This window comes from Mesorhizobium sp. RIZ17, from assembly GCF_051127865.1.
GTDB lineage: Bacteria > Pseudomonadota > Alphaproteobacteria > Rhizobiales > Rhizobiaceae > Mesorhizobium > Mesorhizobium humile.
In genome coordinates this window covers 1,931,663-1,955,520 of sequence record NZ_CP147861.1, presented here as the reverse complement: position 1 = coordinate 1,955,520, position 23,858 = coordinate 1,931,663, and the positions used below count along the sequence as shown (strand labels likewise).

Below are 23,858 nucleotides of genomic sequence, written 5' to 3'. Positions count from 1 at the left end.
ATCTCGACGACGTCACAAAGGCGCGCCGAGGCCCTTCAGCCTTGCTTTCGCACGCTTTGGGATTCAAGTGCCCGGGGCAGTCAGGCCGATTGTAACGCCTTTTCCTCGGCGAGGAATTTTTCCGTGGCGTAGGCCTTGAGGAAGACGTCGACGCCCGACCGCACTACATGTTCGATCTCGGCCTGGCTCGGCGCCTTGGTGCGGTAGGAAAAGATACACTGGCGGAACAGGCCGGCGAGGCAGAGCTCGGTGAACTGATAGGCGGCGAGATCAACGTCATCGATCTGCAAGAGGCCGCGCCCGACGGCTTCATCGAGGAAGACCATCATCCTGTCGTGGCCGCGCTTCGGACCGCGCTCGTAGAAGCGCGCGCCAAGCTCGGGAATCCGGTCGGCGGCGCCGACTACGGTTCGCTGCGCCTGGATGACCTTGACCGAGGTGATCTTCACCGAAAGCGCTATGCCAAACTTCACCAGCGTCTTGCGCAAGTCGTCGAAGTGGTCGAGCACCTCATACAAGTTCTTGAAGATGGTGCCGCGCTCTTCCTCGATGAGAGCCTCGAACAGCTCTTCCTTGTTTTCGAAATAAACGTAGATCGTGCCCTTCGAGACCCCGGCCTCGCGGGTGATGTCATTCATCGAGGCGGCCTCGAAACCCTTGTCTATGAAGACGCGGCGGGCACCCTCGATGATCTGGGCGCGCTTGACCGGGTCCTGTCCGGCGGCCGGACGGCCCTTGCGTAAGTCGAGCAGATCGCTATCGGCTGTCGTTTCGACCATGGAAGTCATTCCTTAGAAAATATTTCGAACCGCTCGGTTCGATTTCCTCTTGATATGGTCCTCTTTCCGCGCTATGTCAATCACCAATTCGAACCGAACGGTTCAGTCTGACTGACATTCCAGAGAGATCGCCATGTCCTCGAACGCGCCCGCCACCGCCGAAGTCCGCACGTTTCCCAACGCCAAGGTCCAACCCTCGACCGAAGCGCCGGAAATTCCCGTACAGCCCGCCACCCCGGTAGCGCCGCCGGCGGCCGAAGCGCCTGCCAAGAAGAAGCGTTCGGTGCGCTCTTTCCTTTTGCCGATCATTGGCCTTGCCCTGCTCGGCGCCGGCTCCTGGTATGGGTATAACTATTGGACCGACGGCCGCTTCATGATCTCCACCGACGACGCCTATGTCCAGGCCGATATGTCGTTCGTGTCGCCGAAAATATCCGGTTATATCGACAAGGTGCTGGTGAGCGAGAACCAGCAGGTCAAGGCCGGCGATCCGCTGTTCGCCATCGACAATGGCGACTACAGAATAGCCGTCGCCCAGGCCGAGGCGCAGATCGCCACATTGGCGAAGACGCTCGACCGCATCGACGCCCAGACAAAGGCGGCCCAGGCCTCGCTGTCGCAGGCCGATGCGCAGAAGCTCGCGGACCAGGCCGCAGCCGACAATGCGGCGCGCGCGCAGGACCGCGCCGCGCAGCTGCTCAAGACCCATGTCGGCACGCAGGCCCAGCTCGACGACGCCCAGACCGCGCTCGACCAGGCCAAGGCGGCGCTTGTCGGCGCCGATGCACAGATCGCCGCGGCGCAGGCCAATATCGGCGTTCTGGAAGCGCAGCGCGCGGAATCGGCCTCGACGCTCGCCTCGCTGCAGCTCACCCGCGACAAGGCGCAGCGCGACCTGTCCTTCACCGTGCTGAAGGCGCCCTATGACGGCGTCGTCGGCAACCGTTCTGTCGAACAGGGCGACCTCGTCAGCCCCGGACAGAAGCTCGCCGTCGTCGTGCCGATGGACAAGCTCTACATCGTCGGCAACTTCAAGGAGACGCAGCTCGGCCGCATGGTGCCCGGTGAGAAGGTCCGCATCACCGTCGACGCGATCGACGGCCAGACCTTCGAGGGCACGGTCTCCTCGCTGGCGCCGGCTTCGGGGGCGGTGTTCTCGCTGCTGCCGCCGGAAAATGCCACCGGCAACTTCACCAAGGTGGTGCAGCGCGTGCCCGTGCGCATCGACGTGCCGGCCGACGTGCTGAAGACCGGCAAGCTGCGCGCCGGCTTGAGCGTCGTCGTCGCGGTCGACAGCCGCACCGCGCCGGCCTCGACGACCAACTAATTGGGGGGCGGTTCGGTGGCCAATCGAGCGCCGAGCCGCCCAGCCTGCTTTATCCGTTTCGACGCAATTCGGGACCGCCAAGCGCGCTGTGCCAAGAATTGCTTAGGGAGGCCATGACATGGCAACCGCAACCATCACCGCAGGATCAGCGCCGGGACGCTCCGTCGCTGCCGCCGCGCCGGCCCTGCCCGCGGACCATATGCCGGTGCGCCGCGTCGTCGCCTTCCTGGCGATGGTGTTCGGCATGTTCATGGCGATCCTCGACATCCAGATCGTCTCGGCCTCGCTTTCGGAAATCCAGGCGGGGCTGAGCGCCAGCTCCGACGAGATCCCGTGGGTGCAGACCGCTTACCTGATCGCCGAGGTGGTGATGATCCCGCTGTCGGGCTTCCTCAGCCGCATGCTGTCGACGCGCGTGTTGTTCACCACCGCGGCGGCCGGCTTCACCGCGGCCAGCGCGCTCGCCGCCACCGCCACCAATATCGACCAGATGATCGTCTACCGCGCCATCCAGGGTTTCATCGGCGGCGGCATGATCCCCAGCGTGTTCGCGGCCGCCTTCACCATCTTCCCACCCTCCAGGCGCGCCGTCGTCTCGCCGATGATCGGCCTGGTGGCGACGCTGGCGCCGACGATCGGCCCGACGGTGGGCGGCTATATCAGCCACGCCATGTCCTGGCACTGGCTGTTCCTGATCAATGTCGTGCCCGGCATCCTGGTGGCGACGGCGGCCTGGGCGCTGATCGATTTCGACAAGCCCAACCTGAAGCTGTTCTCGAAGTTCGACTGGTGGGGCCTGATCGGCATGGCCGCTTTCCTCGGCTGCATGGAATATGTGCTGGAGGAAGGCCCGAACCATGACTGGCTGCAGGAGCCGGCGGTGTTCGCCTGCGCCGTCATCATGACCATCGGCGGCATCATCTTCTTCTGGCGCGTCTTCACCGCCGAGGAGCCGATCGTCGATTTGAGGGCGTTCAGCAACGTCAACTTCGCCTTCGGCTCGCTGTTCTCCTTCGTCGTCGGCATAGGGCTTTACGGGCTCACCTATCTCTATCCCGTGTTCCTGGGGCGTATCCGCGGATACGATTCGATGATGATCGGCGAGGCGTTGTTCGTCAGCGGCATGGCGATGTTCTTCACCGCGCCCGTTGCCGGCATCCTGTCGAACAAGATCGATCTCAGGCTGATGATGATGATCGGCTTCCTCGGCTTCGCCACCGGCACCTGGTGGATGACGCATCTCACCGCCGACTGGGATTTCTATGAGCTGTTGATCCCGCAGATCCTGCGCGGCTGCTCGATGATGCTGTGCATGGTGCCGATCAACAACATCGCGCTGGGCACGCTGCCACCGGAACGGCTGAAGAACGCATCGGGCCTGTTCAACCTGACCCGCAATCTCGGCGGCGCCGTCGGCCTGGCGCTGATCAACACGGTGCTGATCGACCGCAACGCCTTCCACTACGCGCGGCTCGCCGAGCATGTGCAGTGGGGCAGTTCCGCCGCGCAGACCAAGCTGCAGAACATGACGCAGAATTTCGGGCAGACCGCCGGCCTCGACGCCACAAGCGCCGCGATCTCGAAACTGTCCGGCATGGTGCATCAGCAGGCGGCGCTTTTGTCCTTCATGGACGTGTTCATGATGCTGACGGTGCTGTTCGCCTCGCTCGGATTCTTCGTGCTGTTCATCAACAAGCCGGCCCAGCAGGGCGGCGGTGGCGGCGGAGGCCATTGAGGAGCCGGAACCCCCGCCTGGCTTCCTCAACGCGTGACCCCGGAAATCGGCGACGATTTCCGGGGTCATTTCTTTTAGAGAGATCGAAGTTTTCAGGCGGCGGCCGGCTTGAAGCTCAGCGCCACGCCGTTGATGCAGTGGCGCAGGCCGGTGGGCGGCGGGCCATCGTCGAAGACATGGCCGAGATGGCCGCCGCAGCGCCGGCAATGCACCTCGGTGCGCGTCATGCCGAGCGAAGTGTCCACGGTCTTGCCGATGGAATTGGCGATCTCCTGGTAGAAGCTCGGCCAGCCGGTGCCGGAATCGAATTTCGTCTCCGACGAATAGACCGGCAGGTCGCAGCCGGCGCAGGCGAAGATGCCCTTGCGGTGCTCGTTGAGCAGCGGGCTGGTGCCGGGATATTCCGTGCCTTGCTTGCGCAGCACGTCGAAGGCCTCGTCCGACAGTATGGCATGCCATTCGGCGTCGGTCTTGGTGACCTCGAAGGTCTCGGCGGCGAGAGCGGGTCCTGGTCCACCGGCGCGCAGCATCGCCCCGGATCCGACGATGAGAGCGGTGGCGGCAGCCCCGCTCCAGAGAAAATCGCGACGGTTCATGGCCGTTCCTCCTGATGCATTTTGCCAAGATAGAGCGCCGCCCGGAAATCAAAAGCCGGTGACGCTCTGTCCGTTTCCTTGCTCGGATGCTGCTCCGCGCCGCCCTTGCGGCACGACGCGGAGCACACCCTTGCCGGCGGCGCGGATCTTGGATGTCGCGGCCGGCGCTCAGCCATGTCTTCGCCGGCCAGGTCCGCTTTGTTACATCTTCGGCAAGAGAACCTTGTCGATGACGTGGATGACGCCGTTCGACTGGCGGACATCGGCGATGGTGACGTGGGCGACATTGCCGTTCTCGTCGGTGACGGTGACCTTGCCCTTCTCCGCCTTGAGCGTCAGCTCGCAGCCGCCGACCGTCTTGACCTGGTGGGCGCCGCCATCGGCCTTGGCCATCTTGGCGACATCGGCGGCCAGCGCCTTGGCGGCGATGACATGGCAGGTGAGTATCTTGGTCAGCTTGTCCTTGTTCTCGGGCTTGAGCAGCGTGTCGACCGTGCCGGCGGGGAGCGCGGCAAAGGCCTCGTTGGTCGGCGCGAAGACAGTGAAAGGACCAGGGGTCTGCAACGTGTCGACCAGGCCCGCGGCCTTGACCGCAGCGACCAGCGTGGTGTGGTCCTTCGAATTGACGGCGTTCTCGATGATGTTCTTCTTGGCATACATCGGCGCGCCGCCGACCATCGGATTGGCGGCATAGGCGACGGCGCCGAGCGCCGAAAGGCCGAGCGTAGAAGCGAGCAAAAGGGTGACGAGTTTACGCATGATGTCAGTCTCCTCGGGTTGTTTCTTCCCGTCCTTGGGAACGCGAGGAGATACGGGCCCGGAAAAAGTTAGTTTCACGAACGTCGGGAGATTTTTTCTTCGATCGATCTATTTCGCTCGCCCCGCCAACGATGACAGCGAACTTTATCCGACTGGCAAAGTCAGGAGATAGACTTTCATTAGACTTTTAGAATGTGCCGCCGGTATCAGATGCCCTTGAGGTCACCCGCGGCGACGACCGGACCGGTCGGCTGGCCGGTCGGCGAACCGCCCGAAGGCTCGAGGCTGACGGCAAGCACGGCGCCTTGCGCCAGCTTCTGCTGGACGGCCGGGGTGACGGCCATGCGCGCGGTCTGGCCGGCGGGGATGACGCCCATCGAGACCGGCGCGTTCTTGCCCTCGATCATCCACAGCTCGAAATCCTTGCCGGCGCCGCGATCGCCGGAAACCAGCGACAGGCCGACCTCGTGGCGGGCGGCGTCATAGACGGCAAGGTATTTGACGTTGCTGTTGTCGGCGGCCAGAGAGGCGACCAGCCTGGTCTCGGCCTGCGGCGCCGGCGGATTGACATAAGGCAGGGCGACATAGACGGCCAAAGCGGCCATTGCTGCGGCAGCGAGGCCGCGCCAGAAAGCAAGGCTCGCCCAAACGCTGCTACTGGGCGCGATGGATGTCGACGCGGACGAGGCAAACAGGCGGCGGTCGATCGCCACCTTGACGGAAGCCGGCGGCTCGACCGCGACATAGGCAGCGGCCATCGGCGCGAAGTGGACCTCCCAGGCATCGACCAGGCGGGCGAATGCCGTTTCCGAGTCGATGCGACGGGAAGCGATCTGGCGTTCGTCGGCCGCCAGAACGCCGAGAACGTATTCGGCGGCGAGCAGGTCGTCGCCTCCACGTTCCGGTCCGTTGTCTTCCGCCAGAGTCATCTTTCCAGGCATTCTCTAAGCTTGAGCAGGCTTCGCCGCAGCCAAGTCCGCATCGTGTTCAGCGGAACCTTGAAGCGTTCCGCCAGCTCGGCATAACTTTCGCCGCTCAAATAGGCGCCCCGGACGGCCGCCGCCCGGTCTTTCTCCAGTTCGTCGAGGCAATGGTAGATGCGTTCGGTCTCGCCGCCCGCCACAGCCATGGCCTCGGGTCCCGGCGTCGGATCGGCGACGTCGAGGACCGTATCGATGTTGGCAGAAGGACTGCGCCGCGCCCGGATGCGATCGATCGCATGGTTGCGCGCAACGGCCACCAGCCAGGAAATCGGGCTCAGATCGGAAACCGCGAAACGATCGGCCTTCGTCCATATCTTGACGAAGACCTCCTGCAGCGCTTCTTCCGCGTCTCCCCTGTCCCGCAATACACGAAGGCAGACGCCGAAAAGTTTCGCGCTGGTCTGCTTGTAGAGCAGATCGAACGCGGCCCGGTCCTTCATCGAAGTCCGGACGATCAGCTTGCTGATGTCCTGCGGCGCCATAGCGGCAAATTAGAAGATTGCGATTTATTTGCAACGGGTGCCGGAAGCGTTGTCCAGCAGCGGCTGCGGGCCGATCCGAGACGGTTCGGCGCTGGGTCGTTGCCAAGCAAATCCTGCGCCGCTGGAGCGTTTCACCGTTTCACGGAACCGGCGAACCACTCTATCTCGCGGTTCCTTCGCCGCGCAGATGGAGAAGCTGTCGGATGGCTGAAGCGGCGCGCGCCGCTCAAGGTGCCCCGCTTAGAACCTCCCACGCACGATTTCGTCATTGTGACCGGAAAGCCGTTTGCGGCCTGCGGCAATTCCCGCTAAGAGGCCGCCATTCAAGCTTTAACTCTGATTTCAAGCATGTCTTCATCCCGAAACCGGTACCCACTTTCGGGAGACATGCTCAACTGGGATCGATACCGATGACGGACATCGCCGCCACCGCCGAAATGCAGGCCGCGCTGCTCTCGCGCGCGCTGCCCTATATGCAGCGTTACGAGAACAAGACGGTGGTGGTGAAATATGGCGGCCATGCCATGGGCGATACCGAGCTCGGCAAGGCCTTCGCCCGCGACATCGCGCTGCTGAAACAATCCGGCGTCAACCCGATCGTCGTGCATGGCGGCGGGCCGCAGATCGGCGCGATGCTGAGCAAGATGGGCATCGAATCCAGGTTCGAGGGCGGCCTGCGCGTCACCGACCAGAAGACGGTCGAGATCGTCGAAATGGTGCTGGCCGGCTCGATCAACAAGGAGATCGTGGCGCTGATCAACGCCGAGGGCGAGTGGGCGATCGGGCTCTGCGGCAAGGACGGCAACATGGTGTTCGCCGAAAAGGCGCGCAAGACCATGATCGACCCCGACTCCAACATCGAGCGGGTGCTCGATCTCGGCTTCGTCGGCGAGCCGGTCGAGGTCGACCGCACGCTGCTCGATCTTCTCGCGCGCTCCGAAATGATCCCGGTGCTGGCGCCGGTGGCGCCGGGCCGCGACGGCCACACCTACAACATCAATGCCGACACGTTCGCCGGCGCCATCGCGGGCGCCTGCCGCGCCTCGCGCCTGCTCTTCCTCACCGACGTGCCCGGCGTGCTCGACAAGAACAAGAAGCTGATCGACGAGCTGACGGTCGCCGAGGCCAAGGCGCTGATCAAGGACGGCACGGTGTCCGGCGGCATGATCCCGAAGGTCGAGACCTGCATCGAGGCGATCGAGCGCGGCGTCGAGGGTGTCGTCATCCTCAACGGCAAGACGCCGCATTCGGTGCTGCTGGAACTCTTCACCGAGCACGGCGCCGGCACACTGATCGTTCCGTAAGAAAGGGCAAGTTCACCGTTTCGGTGAACTGCCATAATCAGCCGGCTAACTTTTCTTCCTTCGGTGCGCGCCGGTCTTCAATAGCGGGCGCGACCGGCCTTCGGGCCGGCTGCCGGACGGCCATCGATTCCTCCTCGGCGTCCTGCGGCGCGCCCCAGAATTCGGCTAGCGTCGGCCCGTCCGTCACGCGGCGATCGCGGGCAAGAAAGCCCCAAACCTCGCTGAACCAGACGCGGCGGCCCATCTTCGTGTACCAGCGCATCGAATGGCGCTGCTCGGGATCGGGGTGGAACAGGATGCGCGCCAGCGCTTTCGGCCGCGACTGCACGGCGACCTCGATCAGCTTGACCGCGAAGAACAGCATCCAGGGTTTCAGCCGCGTCATGTGCAGGACCTGGTGCTTGTAGTCCCATAGGCGGACGTCCTTCTGGATCACCTTGCGGTCGCGGGCGATGCGGAAGAACGGCGTCCAGCGGTGCGGCGTGACATAAAGCGCCTGGATCTGGTCGGGATCGTAAGCGATGAGCTGGCGGAAGCCACGCCAGAGATCGCGCAAGGTCTCGTCCTCGAAGCCGGCCACCCAGGTCGCCATCGACAGGATGCCATGTCGCCTGAGCAGCCGGATCGCCTCGCGATCGGACTTGGTGCTGCCGCCCTTGCGGATCAGCGACAGGGTCTCCTCGTCGGTGTTCTCCATGCCGAGCAGCCAGCGGATGACGCCAGCCCTGCGATAGAGATGCAGGATATCGGCATCGCGCACGATATCGTCGGCGCGGGTCGAGCCGACGATCAGCACCGGCACGTTCTCGGCGATCATGGCGTCGAGAAAGGCGCGCCAGGCTTTCTTCGAGGAGGTCGGGTTCTCGTCGGCCAGGTTGATCAGCTCGACGCCGTGCTCGCGATGGAGCCAGGCGATCTCCCTGGCGAATTTGACCGGGTCGCGGTGACGCCAACGGGTCCAGAAGCCGCGCTGGCCGCAATAGTTGCACAGATGCGGACAGCCGCGCGAGAACTGCATCACCACCGCCCGCTTGCCGCCCCAATAGGAGTAGCGGCGATGATCGATCAGCTCCCAGCCGACGCGGTAGGCGTCGAGATCGGCGATGGTCATCGCCGGCTGCGTGGCGACAGCGCGGCCAAGGTCGTCGCGATAGGCGATGCCGGCGACGCTCGCCACCGGCTGGCGCATCTCGATCGCCTCGACCAGCGCCGTCGCGGTCGCCTCGCCCTCGCCGCGCACGATGAAATCGAAGACGTCCATCGCGACGAGGATGTCGCGCCAATGATAGGTCGGGAAGACGCCGCCGTAGATGACGATGACGCCCGGCGCGCGCGCCTTGATCATTTCGGCGATGCGCAAGGCGGTCGGATGCGCCGAGGTCGAGCCGGAATGACCGATCAGGATGAAATCCGGATCGCGGCGCAGGGCCTCGTCGACAAGCACGGCAAGCGGCATCGGCCCGAACTCGGCGTCGACAAGGCGCACCTCATGGCCGGAATCGATCAGCGGACCGCCGATCGCCAACAGCCCGAGCGGCGGCAGATGGTCGTCGGGCACGCGGCTGCCGATGGCCGTGTGCGGCGGATTGATCAGCACGATGTTCATGGCGGACCTCCAGATTGGTCCGCTTTGCTAACCGGCGATGTCGAAGTCGCCTTGGCGCGGTTCAGCAGTTTCCACGCAGCTTTTGGCCAGATTTGACCGAATCAGCGCCGCAGATGGCTGAGCGGCACATGGCCGGGGCCCTTGATGTTCTGCAGCACCAGTTGCGTGTGGACATCGCGCACGCCGGGCAGCCGCATCAGCCGGTGCATGACGAAGGCGTTCAGCTCGTCCACCGACGGCACCATGACATGCAGCAGGAAATCGTGGTCGCCGGTCATCGTCCAGCAGGACGAGACCTCGTCCATACGCTGCACGGCGGCGATGAAGCTTTCTGGCGAGCCGTCGCTGTGACTGACCAGCCGCACCTGGATGAACACCTCGACCGTCAGGCCGACGGCGCGGCGGCTGAGCACGGCGGCAAAGCCCTTGATGATGCCGGTTTCCTGCAGCGCCTCGAAGCGGCGCGCGCAGGGCGTGGTCGACAGGCCGATCTCCTGCGCCAGCTCCGACACGGGCTTGCGGCCATCGCGCTGCAGGATGTCGAGCATCTTTATCTCGAAATCGTCGAACTGAGGCATGTCTTCTCGATCTCACATTGATCCGAGTGCTTTTACCTCGAAATCAGCCGGCGAGCTACAAACAAGGCTGATTTGCCTCAGCGATCGCTCCTAAACTCCTCTTCACGATCCGCGGATCACTATCTTCGAGGAGGACATGATGACGATCAGCGTTGCCGATTACGCCGCCGAATGCGCGGCGCAGGGCCTTCGCGGCGACTATTCGGTGTGCCGCACCGATTTCACCGTGGCGCAGGGCTACGACTATTCGGCCGAGGAACAGGCGGTGTGGCGCACGCTGTGCGATCGCCAGACGAAGCTGACCCGGAAGCTCGCGCACCGTTCCTATCTCGACGGCGTCGCGGCGCTCGGCCTGCTCGACAAGATTCCAGATTTCGATGCCGTCAGCGAAAAGCTCACCAAGCTGACGGGCTGGGAGATCGTCGCGGTGCCTGGGCTCATTCCGGCCGGCCCGTTCTTCGATCATCTCGCCAACCGGCGCTTCCCGGTCACCAACTGGCTGCGGACGAGGAAGGAGCTCGACTACATCGTCGAGCCGGACATGTTCCACGACTTCTTCGGCCATGTGCCGATCCTGACCCAGCCGGTGTTCGCCGATTTCATGCAGATGTATGGCGAGAAGGCCGAGGGCATGATCGCGCTCGGCGGCGACGAGATGATCACAAGGCTCTACTGGTACAGCGCCGAATACGGCCTCATCCAGGAGCCTGGCCAGCCGGTGAAGGCCTTCGGCGCCGGGCTGATGTCATCCTTCACCGAGCTGCAGTTCGCGGTCGAGAGCAAGGACGCCCACCATGTGCCGTTCGATCTCGCGACGGTGATGCGCACCGGCTATGAGATCGACAAGTTCCAGCGCGCCTATTTCGTGCTGCCGTCCTTCGATGCGCTGCGCGATGCGTTCGCCAGTGGCGATCTCGCCGGCATCGTGGCGCGGTTCAAGGGCCAGCCGGCGCTCGACCCGGCGACGGTCTGATTGTTGTTTACGCAATTCCGGACAGAGGCTACGGCGAAGTCGCCGAGCCCAAACCGCAACGCAGTTTTCCTGGAATTGCTCTGTGGTCGGTTTTCGCCCAACCGACATTAGATCAGGATGACGTTTCGTTGAACCGTCATCCTGATCTGACTTTTTGTTGGAGTATGATCTTTTCCGAAAACCGGTTCCCACTTTTCGGGATCATACTCTAGGGCGGTCCAGCTGCCGACAGGCGGCTGAGCCGCTTTGCTTCTTTGGATGTTTACGTTTTGCCGGGCTCGGCCTTGATTCTGGCCAGCTGCTCGCTCTGCAGCTCGAGCGCGGCGTTGATGAAGCGCAGCACGGTTGCGAGCTCCGCATCGCTGAAGCTCGCCACCACCTTCTCGCCCTCGCGCGCGATCGTGCCGTAGTAGCGCTCCGACAGCTCCCTGGTCCGCTCGGTCGCCTCGATCACCACCTTGCGCCTGTCCTCGAGGCTGCGCGTCCGGGTGACGTAGCCGCGCGCCTCCAGCCGGTCGATCAGCGCCGTCACCGCCGCCGGCGTCAACCCCGTCGCAGCCGCCACGGCGCCCGCCGATTGCGGTCCGGCATGGAGCAGGCCCAGGCAATGCCGCTCGGCCGCGATCAGGCCCAGCCGCGCCCCCACCGCCTCGTCATAGGCTTGCGTAGCGTCCTGCCAGCGCATGACGGCGAGGCCGAGGTCCCGGGTCATTTCATCGCGTTTCGTGCTTGACGGATTTGTTTCGATCATCTAATTATTAATTTGCCTAACATTCAGGCCATCGTATAAATATGCGACGACGCTCTTTGCAAAGCAAGGGCCAGGTCGCCGGCAAGGAGTGATAAAATGAGCATGATCAAGCAACGCACCCCGCTCTCCAATGAGGAGGAGTACAAATACGCCAAGCTGGCGATGGAATGGTATGGCTGGGGTTCGCCCATCGGCCTCGGCATCCTACTGGTGGCGCTGGCCGCCGCGGCCGTGCTGGTGCGCATCGCCGTCTACGGCCTTTGAGCGAGGTCGCAATCCCCCAAGAGCGCTAAGACAGGGCCGGTTGCCACTCCAGGCGCCGGTGCCGCTGGCGTTCGGAGATCAGACGGCGATCACCTTGCCGAGATGCTCGCCCAGGCGGCAGGCGAGCGCGGTGATGGTCGTCGTCGGGTTGCACTGGCCGGAGGTGCAGAACACCGAGGAGCCGCCGACATAGAGGTTGTCCATGCCGTGCACCTTGCAGTTGGCATCGACGACGCTCTTCAAGACATCGGCGCCCATGCGGGTGCCGCCCATATGGTGGTGACCGGCCGTCTCCTCATTGGTCGGATAGTCGCCGCCATTGCTGATCCAGTCGTCGATGCGGACACGGCCGAGATTCTTCTGCGCCATGGTCGTGCCGAACAGCCTGAGGCCCTCGAGCAGCGTGCGGCGTTCGAGCGGCGACTTCTTCCAGTGCAATTCGATGCGCGGCACGCCGGCGTGGTCGACATCGGCCTTCGACAGCTCGATCTGGTTCGAGGCAAGCGGCGCCTGTTCCCAGGCGACGTAGAGCTGGGCGGCGCAGCGCAGCTTCTGGTCGAGCTGGGACGACATCCACTCCGCCATGTTGGGCGCGGTGCAGGCGAGATCCGCGATCAGCTTCTTCACATTGGGATAAGGGCTCTCGATCAGGCGGACGCCGAAATTCATGATCTGCAGCCGCTCCATCGCTGCAAGCGTCGGCGAGAAAAAGGCTTCGTTCGAGCCGTCGACCTCGAACTCCGAGTAGTTGGCGAGGATGGCGTTGCCGCCCTCGAAGGTCGGATGCTCCATCCAGTAGCGACCGAGCGCCGCTGCGTTCGGCACCACGCCACCATTCGAGCGCTCATTCGACCACAAAAGCAGCCGCGAGTTTTCCAGCCCGCCGGTGCAGGTGACGAAATAGTCCGCGCTGAAGGTACCGGCGTCCTGCCCGTTCGACCAGAGCTTCGCGCCGGTGACGCGCTTGCCGTCGCCGGCAAGCTCGGTCGCGTAGGTGTTGAGCACCACGGCGATGTTCTTGCTCTGGTCGAGCTCGTCGGCGAACTTCTCGCCGAAGCGCACCGCCGGGCTCTTGATCAACTGCACCCAGCGGATGTCGTCCGAAACCGGCACATCGGGGCGGAAGTCGGGAAGCTCGAGGATATCGTGGACTTCCGGCAGATAGGGCTCGATGTCGGCGCGGCTGATCGGCCAGCCGGTGTCCGGCGCCCAGGCCTTGGGCTCGAAATCCTGCTTGTCGAGCACGCGGCACCAACCGGCCCAGTGGTTGGACGAGCCGCCCATGAAGCGCAGCCTGGTGATGTCGAGGTCGAAATAGAAATCACCGACCGTCTTGCCGCGATAGAAATCCTGCGACTCGTCGCTGAATTCGCGCGAACCCGCCTCCAGGACGACGACCGGGATGCCGGCCGCGCCGAGCTTCCTGGCGATCGTCGTGCCGGCCGGGCCGGAGCCGAGGATGCATGCCTTGGGCTTGAAGCCAGCCTGCTTGTAGGCCTCATAGCTGTCGAAGATCATGCGAGATCGCTCCGCCGCAGGATCCAGCCATTGATCTCGACGATTTCATCGGGGTCGGCCACGGGCTGCTGGCTGCGGAACAGCGACAGCGCGGGCAGCGCGAGCAGCGACTGCACGATCGCGCGGCGCGACATCTTTCTTATGATCCTGCTCATGACACGTCTCTCGATAGGGGCCTCGATCCACGCATGCCGTTCCTGAACGGCACACGTGGCGCCGAGGAGGCCAATTCCGTGCCAAACCTAGGTGAAAACGGCGTTACACCCGGAAGTTTAGCGCGGTTGAATATGGACATGGTTAGGGCTTTCCTAAAGCGCGTCGCGCTGAACCCGATTCAGGCGCCGCGCTTTTCGAGTCTTTGTTTTGATGCGTGTCGTTGTCCCAAACCGCTGCGCACTTTGGGCGACATGCATGACGCCCGCGGCAGGCTTCATGCCGCCTCGGGGAGTTCGCGGTCGAGGATCGAAAGATTGCGGCCGCGGTTCTTCGCCTCGTAAAGCCTGCGGTCGGCGGCGCGCATCAGATCGGAAACGGTCGCGCTCTCGCCGCAGCTTATGCCGCCGATCGAGACCGTAAGCGGCACGGTCCGCTCGTCGATGGGGCGGAAACGGATCAGCTCGACCTCGCGGCGGATGCGCTCGGCGATATGCTTGGCTTCCACTTCGCTGGCACCGACCAGGAAGGCCGCGAATTCCTCGCCGCCGATGCGGCCGAGCACGTCACCACTGCGAATGCCGCGTTCGATGGCGCCGGCGATCAGAAGCAGCGCTTCGTCTCCCGTCAGATGACCGTAGCTGTCATTGATCCGCTTGAAATGATCGGCGTCGATGATGAGCAGCGCGCCGCGATCGCTCTTGCGCCGCGACCCGTCGAGCGCGGCGAAGAAGGTTTCGCGGTTGAGCATGCCGGTCATGTCGTCGCGGCTTGCCTTGTCCGACAGGCGCCTGTGCGCCGCCGCGAGCTGCGCGTGGGCCCGGGCAAGCTCGCGATGGGCATTCTGCAACCGGTCGCTCTGCCAGAAGCTGCTGGCGCTGGCAGCCCAGGCGAGCACGAGCGGGCAAACCGTCGACGCCAGCCAGACAGTGCGGCTCATCGGAAAGCCCATTGCCGGAACCACAATCAGCGTCAACAACAGCGAGACGGCGACCGAAGCGAACGCCACGGCAGCGGCCTTCAGAAATATGCGACTCATCACTTGCTCCCAACGGAAAACCTCTGTGCCAGCAAGCGTTAAAGGCGACCTTTCCGGGACTTATAAAATTTGAAGTGACCCGCCATTTTCACAATTCGTGACGCGCATAAGTTGTGGATAAACTCAGCGTCGGCATGCCATAAGAAAACCATGACAACGACACCCGATCCCGCCCGCTTCGCCCATGTTACTGACTGGGTGTTCGACCTCGACAACACGCTCTATCCGCATCACTCGAACCTGTTCGCGCAGATCGACGTGAAGATGACCGCCTATGTCGGCGAGCTGCTGACGCTTTCGCGCGACGACGCACGCAAGCTGCAGAAGGAACTCTACCTGGAGTACGGCACGACCCTGAACGGGCTTATGAAGCGGCACGGCATCGACCCCGACGATTTCCTCGAGAAGGTGCATGACATCGACTATTCGCGGCTGGTGCCGGACCCTGTGCTTGGCGCGGCGATCCGCCAGCTTCCCGGGCGCAAATTCATCTTCACCAATGGCGACCGCAGGCATGCCGAACGCACCGCGCGCCAGCTCGGCATACTGGAGCATTTCGACGACATATTCGACATCGTCGCGGCGGGGCTGAATCCCAAGCCGGAGCGCCAGACCTATGAGCGTTTTGCCGAATTGCACTCGGTGACCGGCCACAATGCTGTGATGTTCGAGGATCTGGCGCGCAATCTGGCCGTGCCGAAAACGCTCGGCATGACGACCGTGCTGGTGGTGCCGCGCAATTTCGAGCCGACCTTTTCGGAGATCTGGGAACGCGACCCCGCAAACGAGGACGATGTCGATTTCGTCACCGACGACCTCGCCGGCTTCCTGACCGCGATCGTCGACGTCATGGCCTGAACCAACCCTGGATTGTCGGTACGCCGTCCGCGCGCAACGGGCACTGTTAGCGCGGACGACGGAATCTAGTTCCTCTGCCCCAGTGATTTTGAAAGATTGCGGGCTTGTCGGGCAAGGCTAGCCAGCGCAAACGCTGGTGACGAGCTGGAGGCTCCTGAACCTCGTCATTCCAGGGCGGAGCAAGGAGCGAAGCGACGCGCGCAGACCCTGGAATCCACGCCGTTACCGAAACCGAAGTGTGCAACGGTGCAGAATTCTGGACCGCCGCGGCGCTTCCAAGTCACGGCATGGATCCTCGGGTCTACGCGCGTCGCTTCGCTCCTTGCTCCGCCCGTGGATGACGACCGCGATAAACGTCTCGGCCAATCGCCAAGGCCTGGGATCTGCCAACGCACCCCAGCCAACCGGTCAAAACTTCTGCGTTGAGGATCTAGTCGAAATCCGGAATCGTGCCGGGCGGCAGCCCCAATCGGCCATTTAGCTCCTTCAGATACCGGCACCAGGCCGGCGTGCCTCCGGCTCCGCTGCCGTTGCCATTGCCGTCGGACGAGTAGCCGTTGCCGTGGCCATTGCCGCAATTGGCGTTGCCGTTGAAGCTGCCGCCATTGAAGTTGCCGCTGAAACTTCCGGCGTTACCGTTGCCGTTGAAGTTGCCGCTGTTGCCGTTGCCGTTGAAGTTGCCGGAATTTCCGTTGCCGTTGAAATTTCCGGTATTGCCGAGCCCGTTGGTCACGCCGGCGCCGATCGGAAGGTCGGCAATTCTGACCAGGGTCGAGGCGTCGGCAACAAGGATCGCGGCAAGCAGCGTGCCGAGCGCGAGGCCGTTTCCATCAAGCAGCCTCGCCGCCACGCTGCACCGGCGAAGCCGAACGGACGCGGCTGATCTCACGCTGGTCATCAGCGGTTCCCCCGGCCGTTGGAGTTGCCGTTGAAGGCGCCGACATTGCCGTTGCCGTTGAAGTTGCCGCCGTTGAAGTTGCCGTTGCCGGCACCGATGTTGCTGTTGCCGTTGTATTGGCCGGTGTTGGAGTTGCCGTTGAAGGCGCCAATGTTGCCGTTGCCGCTTGTCGGCGAGGTGTTGGAGTTGCCGTTGAAGGCGCCGACATTGCCGGTGCCGCTGTTGAAGGCGCCGACATTGCCGGTGCCGCTGTTCTTGTAGCCGAGATTGCCGCCGAAGTTGCCGAGCGGGTTCATGCCCCTGACGTCCGAGCCGATGGCTTTGCCGTATTTGCCGACCGCCCCCTGAACGGCCGACATGCCGAAGGCCTGGCTGCCCGTCGTGGTGTCGGCCTTCGCCGCGGTTGCACTCAACAACCCCAGGCATAGCGCCGATATGACGTAGCGTTTCATCTGCGAGCTCCTTCCATGGCTAAGCTTGAAATTGGGCTTTTGAAATTGACCCCTGTTTCGAAAAGGACTGGGACCGCCGGCGACATGTCGCGATAGCCTTGCGCGGGGGACGGGCGCGTGGCTCGGCGATCCCAGAGACGTCAGCGTCGGCTTGGCGACGCTGTCGGTTGGACCGGCGCTAGCGGTTGGCGTTGCCGTTTCCGTTGCCGTTACCGGCTCCCCAGTTGCCGTTGCCGTTGGCATTGCCGTTGCCGAGGCCGAGGTTCCCGTTGCCGTTCACGTTGCCGTTGCCGAACCCGAAGTTGCCGTTGCCGTTGCCATTGCCGTTGGCGATGCCGGCATTCAGGTTGCCGTTGTAGTTGCCGTTGAAGGCGCCCCAGTTGCCGTTGCCGTTTCCGTTACCGTTGCCGATGCCGAAATTGCCGTTGCCGTTGAAGTTGCCGTTGAAGGCGCCGGTATTGGCGTTGCCGTTGCCATTGCCGTTGCCGACGCCGACGTTGCCATTGCCGTTGCCATTGCCGCTACCGACCGACGTTGCGGATGCCGATCCAGTCAGAGCCGACAGGACGGCCGCGGCCAGGATGATCTTTCTCATGACGTTCTCCTTGGTTTGTGTTGAGCTTCCCGGCCAGTTCAAGATGACCGGGAGGACGCTCTAAGGATGCACGCAGAAATAGCGGCGAGACATTCGGGATGTTCAGCGGAGGTTGTCGGTTTTTCTGCTGATCGCCATGTCAGGAAAATTTGAAGTAATCAGGAAAAAACTGACAGGCATAAAGGCATCTGGCGGGTGTATATTGCGCGGACATTCATGCCTTTTCTCGCCGACCCGCAGGTGGCTTGCGACCCCCGCGACGGCAATGGGAAGAGAAAGGTTGATGTGGGCGGGTATGACTACAAGCAAGGACAATAGGGCCCTGCGCCGTAGCCTTGCGCGGCGCTTGGTCGCCGTGCAGGAAGAGCAGCGCCTGCGGCTGTCGCGGGAGTTGCATGACGACCTCGGCCAGATGCTGGCCAGTGTCGCGCTGGAGTTGCACAACGTCCGTGCCGGCACGCAAGGGATGGACGGGCGTCTCGCGCGTGCCGCGATGCTTATCGATCGGCTGAGCGCCAAGGTGCATGACGCGGCCTGGAACCTGAGGCCCGCGGACCTCGATCGCACCGGCCTGCGCGCTTCGGTCGAGGATCTGGCGACAATGCTTTGCGGCCAGCTCGGCATTGCATGCGAGATGGACCTCGAAGCCCTTTCGAACCCACTGCCCGCAGAGACCGCGCTCACGCTTTATCGTGTCGCGCAGGAGGCGCTTACCAATATCGGCAAGCATGCCCAGCCAAGCCGGGTAAGCGTGACGGCGCATATCCAGGCCGACCGGATGCGCCTGACGATCGAGGATGATGGCCGCGGCTTTGACGGCCGCGCCGAACCAGGCCCGGGTCACCTGGGACTTGCCGGAATGCGGGAGCGGCTTGCGCTGGTCGGCGGTGAGTTGACGGTCGAAACCGCCAGGATGAAAGGAACTACCATTTATGCGGATGTGCCGTTGGCACACTGAAAAGTGGGTGGGAGGCTGCGCCTTCCAACGAAAGTCTGAAGGGGTGGGGAAATGGTCGCTTCGGCTTCGGGCCTGTTCATCGCGTTTTGCCAAGTGTCTGTTTTTGCACAGTTCCGGATGGCAGAACCGCGACGCACCTTTCTTAAAATTCGTCTACGTGAAGCGCTGCACATCCCGGACATTAGTCACGACTTACAATTCGGCCTCATGGGATTAGGCGGGGGATGGCTTACCCGTTGCGGCCGTTTAGGGCCTGAGACAGACGGGCGTCCCGCGCCAGGCGGGGCAGTTGCCTAGACCATCAAGGACAAAGAGGACCCTTTCCGCGTGACAGGGCCTTTGGCAGACTGATGGAGGTTAAGGTGTGCTCCAGGCGCATATTCGTGGTCGACGACCATCCGATCATCCTGTCGGGGGTCGGCGCGATGATCAACAGCCAGGACGATCTGACGATCGTCGGACTGGCCGGAAACGCCGAGGATGCCCTTGAAGGGATCGGCAAGGCGCTGCCCGATGTCGCGGTGGTCGACATATCGCTTCCGGGCGTCAACGGGGTGACGCTGATCGCACGGCTCGGCGAACGCTTTCCCGAGGTCAGCTGCATAGCGCTCACGGCGCATGAGGACCCGGGCTGCCTGCGCCAGGTGCTTGCGGCCGGCGGACGCGGCTTCGTGGTCAAGCGGTCGACGGCGACGGACCTGCTGCAGGCCATCCGGTGCGTATTGGCAGGCGACAACTATGTCGATCCGGCGCTTGCGGCGCGCATATTGAGTCCACGCAGCGCCACGCAGGGCGATCCCGGCAATCTCAGCGAACGGGAACGGTCGGTCATCCAACTGGTGGCGCAGGGCTACAGCAACAAGGAGATCTCGTCCCGGCTCAACCTCAGCATAAAGACGATCGAGACCTATCGCACCAGGGCAACCGAGAAGCTCGCGCTGCACTCACGGGCGGCCATCGTGCGCTTCGCGCATTCGAATGGCTGGCTGGCCGAGTTGCCCGTATGAGCAGACCGAGCCGGATGCCGTTCCGGGCTAGAGGAATTGGAGAACTGAGGAATTGAAGAGCTGGAGAACAGGCGAACGATCTGGACGTCCTTTTTCCCCAATTCTCCAATTCTTCAATTCATCAGTTCCTACTCCCCCAACTTGTAGAAGCGGCGGATGATGTCCCACGCTTCGTCGGCCGTGTCGACGAAATCGATGATGTCCTGATCGCCGGGCGAGATCGTGCCCTGCTCGGCGAGGAAGTCGAGATCGATCGCCCTTTGCCAGAACGCCTTGCCGAACAGGATGACCGGGACGCGCTCCATGCGTCCCGTCTGGATGAGCGTCAGCGTCTCGAAAAATTCGTCCATCGTGCCGAAGCCGCCCGGAAACACCGCTACCGCCTTGGCGCGCATGACGAAATGCATCTTGCGGATGGCGAAGTAGTGGAAGTTGAAGCAGAGCTCCGGCGTGACATAGGCGTTGGGCGCCTGCTCGTGCGGCAAAACGATGTTCAAGCCGATCGACGGCGCACCGACGTCGTCGGCGCCGCGGTTGCCCGCCTCCATGACGCCGGGCCCGCCGCCGGTGACGACGACATACTCACGATAATAGGACGTCGCCGACTGCTGCGAGCACAGGCGGGCGAATTTGCGCGCCTCCTCGTAATATTTGCTGTTCGCCTCGAGGTTCTTCCTCTGCGTCTCGTTCTTCGCCGCCCAGGCCTCGCCGCCCGGTTCGGGCAGGCGGGCGCCGCCGAAGAGGATGACGGTCGAGCGGATGCCGCGTTCGGCCAGGATCATTTCCGGCTTGAGCAGCTCGAGCTGCAGCCGCACGGCGCGCAATTCGCGCCTGGTCATGAAGTCTGGATCGTTCCAGGCCAGCCGGTAGGTTTCGGCTCGTGTCTGCGGGGTATCCGGCACGCTTTTCGAGCGTTCCAGGTCCTCGTCCGAATGCGGCAGCGGCGTCCATCCCGCCTTTTCCATGGGAGTCATCGAATCCACCCGTCCAATTCCCTTACTTGCGCCGTCCCGTGACGCTGGCGCGATTGACCCTCATTCAGCCTTAACATAGGGTCCGCGCGACTTTTAAACAGGTTAAGGCGCAGCCCCTTAACAGCTTGGTAATGGAGCGAAATCATGTCGAAGCCTGATCTGGCGAGCCTCGAAAAGACCATCGAAAAGGCTTTCGAGGAGCGCGACACGATTTCGGCAGCGACGCGCGGCGAGACGCGCGAGGCCATCCAGGCGGCGCTCGACCTGCTCGATCGCGGCATCGCCCGCGTCGCCGAAAAGCAGGACGACGGCAAGTGGCACGTCAACCAGTGGCTGAAGAAGGCGGTGCTGCTCTCCTTCCGGCTGAATCCGATGGAGATCATCAAGGGCGGTCCGGGTCAGGCCGTGTGGTGGGACAAGGTGCCGTCCAAATTCGACGGCTGGAGCGCCGTCGACTTCGAGAAGGCCGGCTTCCGCGCCGTGCCGTCCTCGATCGTGCGCCGCTCGGCCTATGTCGCGCCGGGCGCCGTGCTGATGCCGTCCTTCGTCAATGTCGGGGCCTATGTCGATTCGGGCACCATGGTCGACACCTGGGCCTCGGTCGGCTCCTGCGCCCAGATCGGCAAGAACGTGCATCTTTCCGGCGGCGTCGGCATCGGCGGCGTGCTGGAGCCGATGCAGGCCGGCCCGACCATCATCGAGGACAATTGCTTCATCGGCGCGCGCTCCGAAGTGGTCGAAGGCTGCATCGTGCGCGAGGGCTCGGTGCTTGGCATGGGCGTGTTCATCGGCCAGTCAACCAAGATCGTCGACCGCGCCACCGGCGAGGTGTTTTACGGCGAAGTGCCGCCGAACTCGGTGGTTGTCGCCGGATCGCTGCCGGGCAAGCCGCTGCCCAATGGCGAGCCGGGCCCGAGCCTCTACTGCGCCGTCATCGTCAAGCGCGTGGACGCCAAGACGCGTTCGAAGACCTCGATCAACGAACTACTGCGCGATTGATCCTGCCTAAAGCGCGTCGCGATCTTTCAGATTCGCTCCCTGCGCTTTAGGTTTTCTTGCGCATGTCTTTGTCCCGAAACCGGTTCCCACTTTCGGGAGACATTGCTTTAACGGAGCGGACGCGATTGTCTGAGAGATCGCAATTCCTCTGGCTGTTCTTCAGCCTTTCGGGGCGGCTGAGCCCGGTCGCCTATGCGCTGGCCGGGATCTTGCTGGTGCTTGTCCAGTTCTTCCCGTTCTACCAGTTCGCGCGGGTGGAGCTGAACACGACCGCCAGCCAGAACTGGGCCATGATATGCTGGGGCGTGCTGTTGATCTCGGCCTGGGCCACCTTCGCGGTTACGGCAAAGCGCTTCCATGATTTCGGCAAGCCGACCTATTTCGCGCTGATCTCGCTCATCATCGGTCCGATCCTGCTCATCATCCTCGCCTGTTTCCGCAGCGATCCCGGACCGAACCGCTATGGCAGGCGCACCAACGCGCCGGGCGATAGCTGAGGTCGCCATGCGCTACCGCACGCTCGATCCGACGCGGATCATCGAGACCGCCCAAAGGCTGGAGGAGCGTGTCGCCGAGCGGTTCCCGGAAAGAGGCCTCAGCGCCGTCGCCGCCGAACTGGTGTCGCTGTCGCAAGATCTCGCCAAGGCCGCCAAGGAGCTGGAAGCGCCGATCTGGTGGCTGCGCGGCGTCATCGTCGCGGCCTTCATCGCCGGCGTGGCGATGTTCCTGTTCGTCGGCACCATCCTGCCGCTCGACCGCATTTCGGGCGCCGACGATGCCGTGCAGTCGATGCAGGGCATCGAGGCGACGATCAATACGGTGATCCTGGCGGTGCTCGGGCTGCTGGCGCTGATCCGCACGGAAGAGCGGATCAAGCGCAAGCAGGTTTTCCGGCAGCTGCACGGGCTGCGCTCGCTGATCCATGTCATCGACATGCACCAGTTGACCAAGGATCCGGCGACCTTGTCGGCCGACTTCAAGCCGACCTCGCACTCGCCCGCCCGCATCACCAACGCGGCCGATCTGGCACGCTATCTCGACTATTGCTCGGAAATGCTGTCGATCACCGGCAAGATCGCGGCGCTGTTCGCGCAGTCGGTCAATGACGATGTCGTCGTCAATGCCGTCAACGATATCGAAAACCTGTCCTCCAACCTGTCGCGCAAGATCTGGCAGAAGATCACGCTGATCGAGGACCGCCGCTGACCTCGTCCGGCGTCAGCCCCGGCGGACCGCGCTTTGCCGCTTCCGCCTGACGCACCAGCGCGGTCACGCGTTCGTTGAGCGGCGTCGGGATGCCCGCTTGCTTGGCCAGGCGAATGACCGCGCCCTGCAATTCGTCGATCTCGGTCGGGCGGCCGCGTTTGAGGTCGTCCCACATCGACGAGCGCGCCTGAGGGTCGATCGCCAGCATGCGGCGCGCCAGAATCCCGAACAGCCAGTCGGGCAGGCGCAGCACTTTCGGCAGCAGCGACGGCGGCAGGCCGGTGATGCGCGCCGGCGCTATGCCCGCCGCCCGCATCGCGGCGAGCGCCTCGTCGATCTCGGCGGCGAGGATGGCGCGCCAGCTTCGGTCGGCGAGTTGCCTTGCCAGCGGCAGGTCGGAGAGCGCCACCAGGGCATTGTTGAGGTTCATCAGCAATTTGCTCCACTGCACCGCCTTCATGTCGGCGCGCGCTTCGACGGCAAGCCCGTCGACGTCGAGCAGACCGACAAGGCCATCGACGCCGTCGTCGATCATCACCTCGCCCTGGCTGGCGCGATGCGCACGCAACGGCGTCTCGCCGTCGGGCGACTGGACGACGTTGAACATGACCATGCCGGTCAGCACCCGCCGTCCAGGGAGCGCGGCGCGCAGCCTGTCGGCATTGTCGACGCCGTTCTGCAGGCTGACCACCACGGCTTCCGGGCGCCCGTGGGCGGCGATCAGCCCGGCCATCTCGCCGGTCGCGCCACTCTTTACCGTCACCAGGATGACGTCCGCGTCGCGCAGCGCGGTTGCCGGATCGTCGGTCGCCGAAATCGCCTGCGCCTCGACGCGGCGGTCGCGGCCGTCAAGATCGCTGACGCGCAGCCCGTTTTCGCGCATCGCTTCGACGACGCGGCCACGGCCGAGGAAGACGACCTTGCGTCCGGCGAGCGCCAGGCAGCCGCCGACATGGCAGCCGATGCTGCCGGCGCCAGCTATCGCGATCGTGCTTGTTGCACCGCCCATGCATTCGTCCTCGCTTGGCTCACGACTTGCCATGATGCATGTCGTTTCTCCCAGA

Annotated in this window: 27 protein-coding genes; 11 read left to right on the top strand and 16 right to left on the bottom strand. The window is 63.6% G+C overall.

The window, feature by feature from the left end:
- Nucleotides 1–80 precede the first annotated feature (80 nt).
- Nucleotides 81–779, bottom strand: a complete 699-nt coding sequence (locus tag WDX12_RS09740) for a TetR/AcrR family transcriptional regulator (RefSeq protein ID WP_320293928.1) — start codon at nucleotides 777–779, stop codon at nucleotides 81–83.
- A 133-nt stretch (nucleotides 780–912) separates the two neighbouring features.
- Between WDX12_RS09740 and WDX12_RS09735 the strand changes: the two genes are divergently transcribed.
- Entirely contained in the window at nucleotides 913–2,106 is a 1,194-nt protein-coding gene (locus tag WDX12_RS09735; protein WP_434724728.1) for an HlyD family secretion protein, read from the top strand.
- A gap of 118 nt (nucleotides 2,107–2,224) precedes the next feature.
- Nucleotides 2,225–3,841 (top strand): DHA2 family efflux MFS transporter permease subunit, encoded by a 1,617-nt coding sequence (locus WDX12_RS09730; RefSeq protein WP_434724727.1) that lies wholly within the window; start codon nucleotides 2,225–2,227, stop codon nucleotides 3,839–3,841.
- A 92-nt stretch (nucleotides 3,842–3,933) separates the two neighbouring features.
- Here WDX12_RS09730 and msrB read toward each other — a convergent pair whose 3' ends face one another.
- The 4 genes from msrB to WDX12_RS09710 all read right to left on the bottom strand — a co-directional run bounded on the left by msrB (nucleotide 3,934) and on the right by WDX12_RS09710 (nucleotide 6,661).
- The gene (gene msrB, locus WDX12_RS09725; protein ID WP_320293925.1) at nucleotides 3,934–4,437 is read right to left on the bottom strand and encodes a peptide-methionine (R)-S-oxide reductase MsrB; all 504 of its coding nucleotides are present in this window, start codon (nucleotides 4,435–4,437) and stop codon (nucleotides 3,934–3,936) included.
- 201 nt (nucleotides 4,438–4,638) lie between these two features.
- Nucleotides 4,639–5,196, bottom strand: coding sequence for a fasciclin domain-containing protein (locus tag WDX12_RS09720; protein ID WP_434724726.1), 558 nt, complete (start codon nucleotides 5,194–5,196; stop codon nucleotides 4,639–4,641).
- 206 nt (nucleotides 5,197–5,402) lie between these two features.
- Nucleotides 5,403–6,125, bottom strand: a complete 723-nt coding sequence (locus WDX12_RS09715; protein WP_320293923.1) for an anti-sigma factor — start codon at nucleotides 6,123–6,125, stop codon at nucleotides 5,403–5,405.
- Complete coding sequence (locus tag WDX12_RS09710) at nucleotides 6,122–6,661, bottom strand: sigma-70 family RNA polymerase sigma factor (protein ID WP_320293922.1); 540 nt, start codon at nucleotides 6,659–6,661, stop codon at nucleotides 6,122–6,124. The genes WDX12_RS09715 and WDX12_RS09710 overlap by 4 nt, the downstream gene beginning before the upstream one ends.
- A gap of 410 nt (nucleotides 6,662–7,071) precedes the next feature.
- On the opposite strand from WDX12_RS09710, the gene argB reads away from it, so the two are divergent.
- Entirely contained in the window at nucleotides 7,072–7,965 is an 894-nt protein-coding gene (argB, locus tag WDX12_RS09705; RefSeq protein WP_320293921.1) for an acetylglutamate kinase, read from the top strand.
- 37 nt (nucleotides 7,966–8,002) lie between these two features.
- Here argB and bchE read toward each other — a convergent pair whose 3' ends face one another.
- Nucleotides 8,003–9,571 (bottom strand): magnesium-protoporphyrin IX monomethyl ester anaerobic oxidative cyclase, encoded by a 1,569-nt coding sequence (gene bchE / locus WDX12_RS09700; RefSeq protein WP_434724725.1) that lies wholly within the window; start codon nucleotides 9,569–9,571, stop codon nucleotides 8,003–8,005.
- A 101-nt stretch (nucleotides 9,572–9,672) separates the two neighbouring features.
- Entirely contained in the window at nucleotides 9,673–10,149 is a 477-nt protein-coding gene (locus tag WDX12_RS09695; protein WP_320293919.1) for an Lrp/AsnC family transcriptional regulator, read from the bottom strand.
- Between the two features lie 136 nt (nucleotides 10,150–10,285).
- Between WDX12_RS09695 and phhA the strand changes: the two genes are divergently transcribed.
- Nucleotides 10,286–11,122, top strand: a complete 837-nt coding sequence (phhA, locus tag WDX12_RS09690; RefSeq protein ID WP_434724724.1) for a phenylalanine 4-monooxygenase — start codon at nucleotides 10,286–10,288, stop codon at nucleotides 11,120–11,122.
- 262 nt (nucleotides 11,123–11,384) lie between these two features.
- On the opposite strand, the gene WDX12_RS09685 is transcribed toward phhA, so the two are convergent.
- The gene (locus WDX12_RS09685) at nucleotides 11,385–11,873 is read right to left on the bottom strand and encodes a MarR family winged helix-turn-helix transcriptional regulator (RefSeq protein ID WP_434724723.1); all 489 of its coding nucleotides are present in this window, start codon (nucleotides 11,871–11,873) and stop codon (nucleotides 11,385–11,387) included.
- Between the two features lie 96 nt (nucleotides 11,874–11,969).
- On the opposite strand from WDX12_RS09685, the gene WDX12_RS09680 reads away from it, so the two are divergent.
- Nucleotides 11,970–12,137, top strand: a complete 168-nt coding sequence (locus WDX12_RS09680; RefSeq protein ID WP_434724722.1) for a hypothetical protein — start codon at nucleotides 11,970–11,972, stop codon at nucleotides 12,135–12,137.
- 78 nt (nucleotides 12,138–12,215) lie between these two features.
- Here the strand turns inward: WDX12_RS09680 and WDX12_RS09675 are convergent, their stop codons facing one another.
- The 3 genes from WDX12_RS09675 to WDX12_RS09665 form a co-directional block, all read right to left on the bottom strand.
- Nucleotides 12,216–13,655: a GMC family oxidoreductase gene (locus WDX12_RS09675; protein WP_320293915.1), complete on the bottom strand. Its 1,440-nt coding sequence runs from the start codon at nucleotides 13,653–13,655 to the stop codon at nucleotides 12,216–12,218.
- Nucleotides 13,652–13,810, bottom strand: coding sequence for a hypothetical protein (locus WDX12_RS09670; RefSeq protein ID WP_320293914.1), 159 nt, complete (start codon nucleotides 13,808–13,810; stop codon nucleotides 13,652–13,654). Before WDX12_RS09670 ends, WDX12_RS09675 begins: the two co-directional genes overlap by 4 nt.
- A gap of 275 nt (nucleotides 13,811–14,085) precedes the next feature.
- Nucleotides 14,086–14,847, bottom strand: a complete 762-nt coding sequence (locus tag WDX12_RS09665; RefSeq protein WP_434724721.1) for a GGDEF domain-containing protein — start codon at nucleotides 14,845–14,847, stop codon at nucleotides 14,086–14,088.
- 150 nt (nucleotides 14,848–14,997) lie between these two features.
- Between WDX12_RS09665 and WDX12_RS09660 the strand changes: the two genes are divergently transcribed.
- Complete coding sequence (locus WDX12_RS09660) at nucleotides 14,998–15,705, top strand: pyrimidine 5'-nucleotidase (RefSeq protein WP_320293912.1); 708 nt, start codon at nucleotides 14,998–15,000, stop codon at nucleotides 15,703–15,705.
- A 430-nt stretch (nucleotides 15,706–16,135) separates the two neighbouring features.
- Here WDX12_RS09660 and WDX12_RS09655 read toward each other — a convergent pair whose 3' ends face one another.
- The 3 genes from WDX12_RS09655 to WDX12_RS09645 form a co-directional block, all read right to left on the bottom strand.
- The gene (locus tag WDX12_RS09655) at nucleotides 16,136–16,603 is read right to left on the bottom strand and encodes a hypothetical protein (protein ID WP_320293911.1); all 468 of its coding nucleotides are present in this window, start codon (nucleotides 16,601–16,603) and stop codon (nucleotides 16,136–16,138) included.
- Nucleotides 16,603–17,055 carry a hypothetical protein gene (locus WDX12_RS09650; protein ID WP_434724720.1) on the bottom strand — a complete coding sequence of 151 codons (453 nt, stop codon included), beginning with the start codon at nucleotides 17,053–17,055 and terminating at the stop codon, nucleotides 16,603–16,605. Before WDX12_RS09650 ends, WDX12_RS09655 begins: the two co-directional genes overlap by 1 nt.
- Before the next feature lie 178 nt (nucleotides 17,056–17,233).
- A complete protein-coding gene (locus WDX12_RS09645; RefSeq protein ID WP_320293909.1) occupies nucleotides 17,234–17,650 on the bottom strand; it encodes a hypothetical protein in 417 nt (138 codons plus the stop codon).
- 355 nt (nucleotides 17,651–18,005) lie between these two features.
- On the opposite strand from WDX12_RS09645, the gene WDX12_RS09640 reads away from it, so the two are divergent.
- Entirely contained in the window at nucleotides 18,006–18,608 is a 603-nt protein-coding gene (locus tag WDX12_RS09640) for a sensor histidine kinase (protein WP_320294443.1), read from the top strand.
- A 362-nt stretch (nucleotides 18,609–18,970) separates the two neighbouring features.
- Complete coding sequence (locus WDX12_RS09635) at nucleotides 18,971–19,615, top strand: response regulator transcription factor (protein WP_320293908.1); 645 nt, start codon at nucleotides 18,971–18,973, stop codon at nucleotides 19,613–19,615.
- Between the two features lie 128 nt (nucleotides 19,616–19,743).
- Here WDX12_RS09635 and WDX12_RS09630 read toward each other — a convergent pair whose 3' ends face one another.
- On the bottom strand, nucleotides 19,744–20,589 hold the full coding sequence (locus WDX12_RS09630) for an LOG family protein (protein WP_320293907.1): 846 nt from the start codon (nucleotides 20,587–20,589) through the stop codon (nucleotides 19,744–19,746).
- A gap of 144 nt (nucleotides 20,590–20,733) precedes the next feature.
- Between WDX12_RS09630 and dapD the strand changes: the two genes are divergently transcribed.
- The 3 genes from dapD (at nucleotide 20,734) to WDX12_RS09615 (ending at nucleotide 22,794) form a co-directional block, all read left to right on the top strand.
- Entirely contained in the window at nucleotides 20,734–21,588 is an 855-nt protein-coding gene (dapD, locus tag WDX12_RS09625; protein WP_320293906.1) for a 2,3,4,5-tetrahydropyridine-2,6-dicarboxylate N-succinyltransferase, read from the top strand.
- Between the two features lie 125 nt (nucleotides 21,589–21,713).
- Entirely contained in the window at nucleotides 21,714–22,085 is a 372-nt protein-coding gene (locus WDX12_RS09620; protein ID WP_320293905.1) for a DUF805 domain-containing protein, read from the top strand.
- A complete protein-coding gene (locus WDX12_RS09615) occupies nucleotides 22,051–22,794 on the top strand; it encodes a hypothetical protein (protein WP_434724719.1) in 744 nt (247 codons plus the stop codon). Before WDX12_RS09620 ends, WDX12_RS09615 begins: the two co-directional genes overlap by 35 nt.
- On the opposite strand, the gene WDX12_RS09610 is transcribed toward WDX12_RS09615, so the two are convergent.
- Entirely contained in the window at nucleotides 22,769–23,803 is a 1,035-nt protein-coding gene (locus tag WDX12_RS09610) for a 2-dehydropantoate 2-reductase (RefSeq protein ID WP_434724718.1), read from the bottom strand. The genes WDX12_RS09615 and WDX12_RS09610 overlap by 26 nt on opposite strands.
- Between the last annotated feature and the right edge of the window lie 55 nt (nucleotides 23,804–23,858).

Excerpts from the sequence above, each read along its gene's own strand:
- WDX12_RS09615 (WP_434724719.1), top strand. The coding sequence starts at position 22,051 with ATGGCAGGCGCACCAACGCGCCGGGCGATAGCTGAGGTCGCCATGCGC.
- WDX12_RS09655 (WP_320293911.1), bottom strand. The coding sequence starts at position 16,603 with ATGACCAGCGTGAGATCAGCCGCGTCCGTTCGGCTTCGCCGGTGCAGC.
- WDX12_RS09680 (WP_434724722.1), top strand. The coding sequence starts at position 11,970 with ATGAGCATGATCAAGCAACGCACCCCGCTCTCCAATGAGGAGGAGTAC.
- WDX12_RS09740 (WP_320293928.1), bottom strand. The coding sequence starts at position 779 with ATGGTCGAAACGACAGCCGATAGCGATCTGCTCGACTTACGCAAGGGC.
- msrB (WP_320293925.1), bottom strand. The coding sequence starts at position 4,437 with ATGAACCGTCGCGATTTTCTCTGGAGCGGGGCTGCCGCCACCGCTCTC.
- phhA (WP_434724724.1), top strand. The coding sequence starts at position 10,286 with ATGATGACGATCAGCGTTGCCGATTACGCCGCCGAATGCGCGGCGCAG.
- WDX12_RS09735 (WP_434724728.1), top strand. The coding sequence starts at position 913 with ATGTCCTCGAACGCGCCCGCCACCGCCGAAGTCCGCACGTTTCCCAAC.
- WDX12_RS09665 (WP_434724721.1), bottom strand. The coding sequence starts at position 14,847 with ATGAGTCGCATATTTCTGAAGGCCGCTGCCGTGGCGTTCGCTTCGGTC.
- argB (WP_320293921.1), top strand. The coding sequence starts at position 7,072 with ATGACGGACATCGCCGCCACCGCCGAAATGCAGGCCGCGCTGCTCTCG.
- WDX12_RS09720 (WP_434724726.1), bottom strand. The coding sequence starts at position 5,196 with ATGCGTAAACTCGTCACCCTTTTGCTCGCTTCTACGCTCGGCCTTTCG.
- WDX12_RS09710 (WP_320293922.1), bottom strand. The coding sequence starts at position 6,661 with ATGGCGCCGCAGGACATCAGCAAGCTGATCGTCCGGACTTCGATGAAG.
- WDX12_RS09715 (WP_320293923.1), bottom strand. The coding sequence starts at position 6,125 with ATGACTCTGGCGGAAGACAACGGACCGGAACGTGGAGGCGACGACCTG.
- WDX12_RS09660 (WP_320293912.1), top strand. The coding sequence starts at position 14,998 with ATGACAACGACACCCGATCCCGCCCGCTTCGCCCATGTTACTGACTGG.
- WDX12_RS09730 (WP_434724727.1), top strand. The coding sequence starts at position 2,225 with ATGGCAACCGCAACCATCACCGCAGGATCAGCGCCGGGACGCTCCGTC.
- WDX12_RS09645 (WP_320293909.1), bottom strand. The coding sequence starts at position 17,650 with ATGAGAAAGATCATCCTGGCCGCGGCCGTCCTGTCGGCTCTGACTGGA.
- WDX12_RS09695 (WP_320293919.1), bottom strand. The coding sequence starts at position 10,149 with ATGCCTCAGTTCGACGATTTCGAGATAAAGATGCTCGACATCCTGCAG.
- WDX12_RS09650 (WP_434724720.1), bottom strand. The coding sequence starts at position 17,055 with ATGAAACGCTACGTCATATCGGCGCTATGCCTGGGGTTGTTGAGTGCA.
- bchE (WP_434724725.1), bottom strand. The coding sequence starts at position 9,571 with ATGAACATCGTGCTGATCAATCCGCCGCACACGGCCATCGGCAGCCGC.
- WDX12_RS09675 (WP_320293915.1), bottom strand. The coding sequence starts at position 13,655 with ATGATCTTCGACAGCTATGAGGCCTACAAGCAGGCTGGCTTCAAGCCC.
- WDX12_RS09670 (WP_320293914.1), bottom strand. The coding sequence starts at position 13,810 with ATGAGCAGGATCATAAGAAAGATGTCGCGCCGCGCGATCGTGCAGTCG.
- WDX12_RS09630 (WP_320293907.1), bottom strand. The coding sequence starts at position 20,589 with ATGACTCCCATGGAAAAGGCGGGATGGACGCCGCTGCCGCATTCGGAC.
- WDX12_RS09685 (WP_434724723.1), bottom strand. The coding sequence starts at position 11,873 with ATGATCGAAACAAATCCGTCAAGCACGAAACGCGATGAAATGACCCGG.
- dapD (WP_320293906.1), top strand. The coding sequence starts at position 20,734 with ATGTCGAAGCCTGATCTGGCGAGCCTCGAAAAGACCATCGAAAAGGCT.
- WDX12_RS09610 (WP_434724718.1), bottom strand. The coding sequence starts at position 23,803 with ATGGGCGGTGCAACAAGCACGATCGCGATAGCTGGCGCCGGCAGCATC.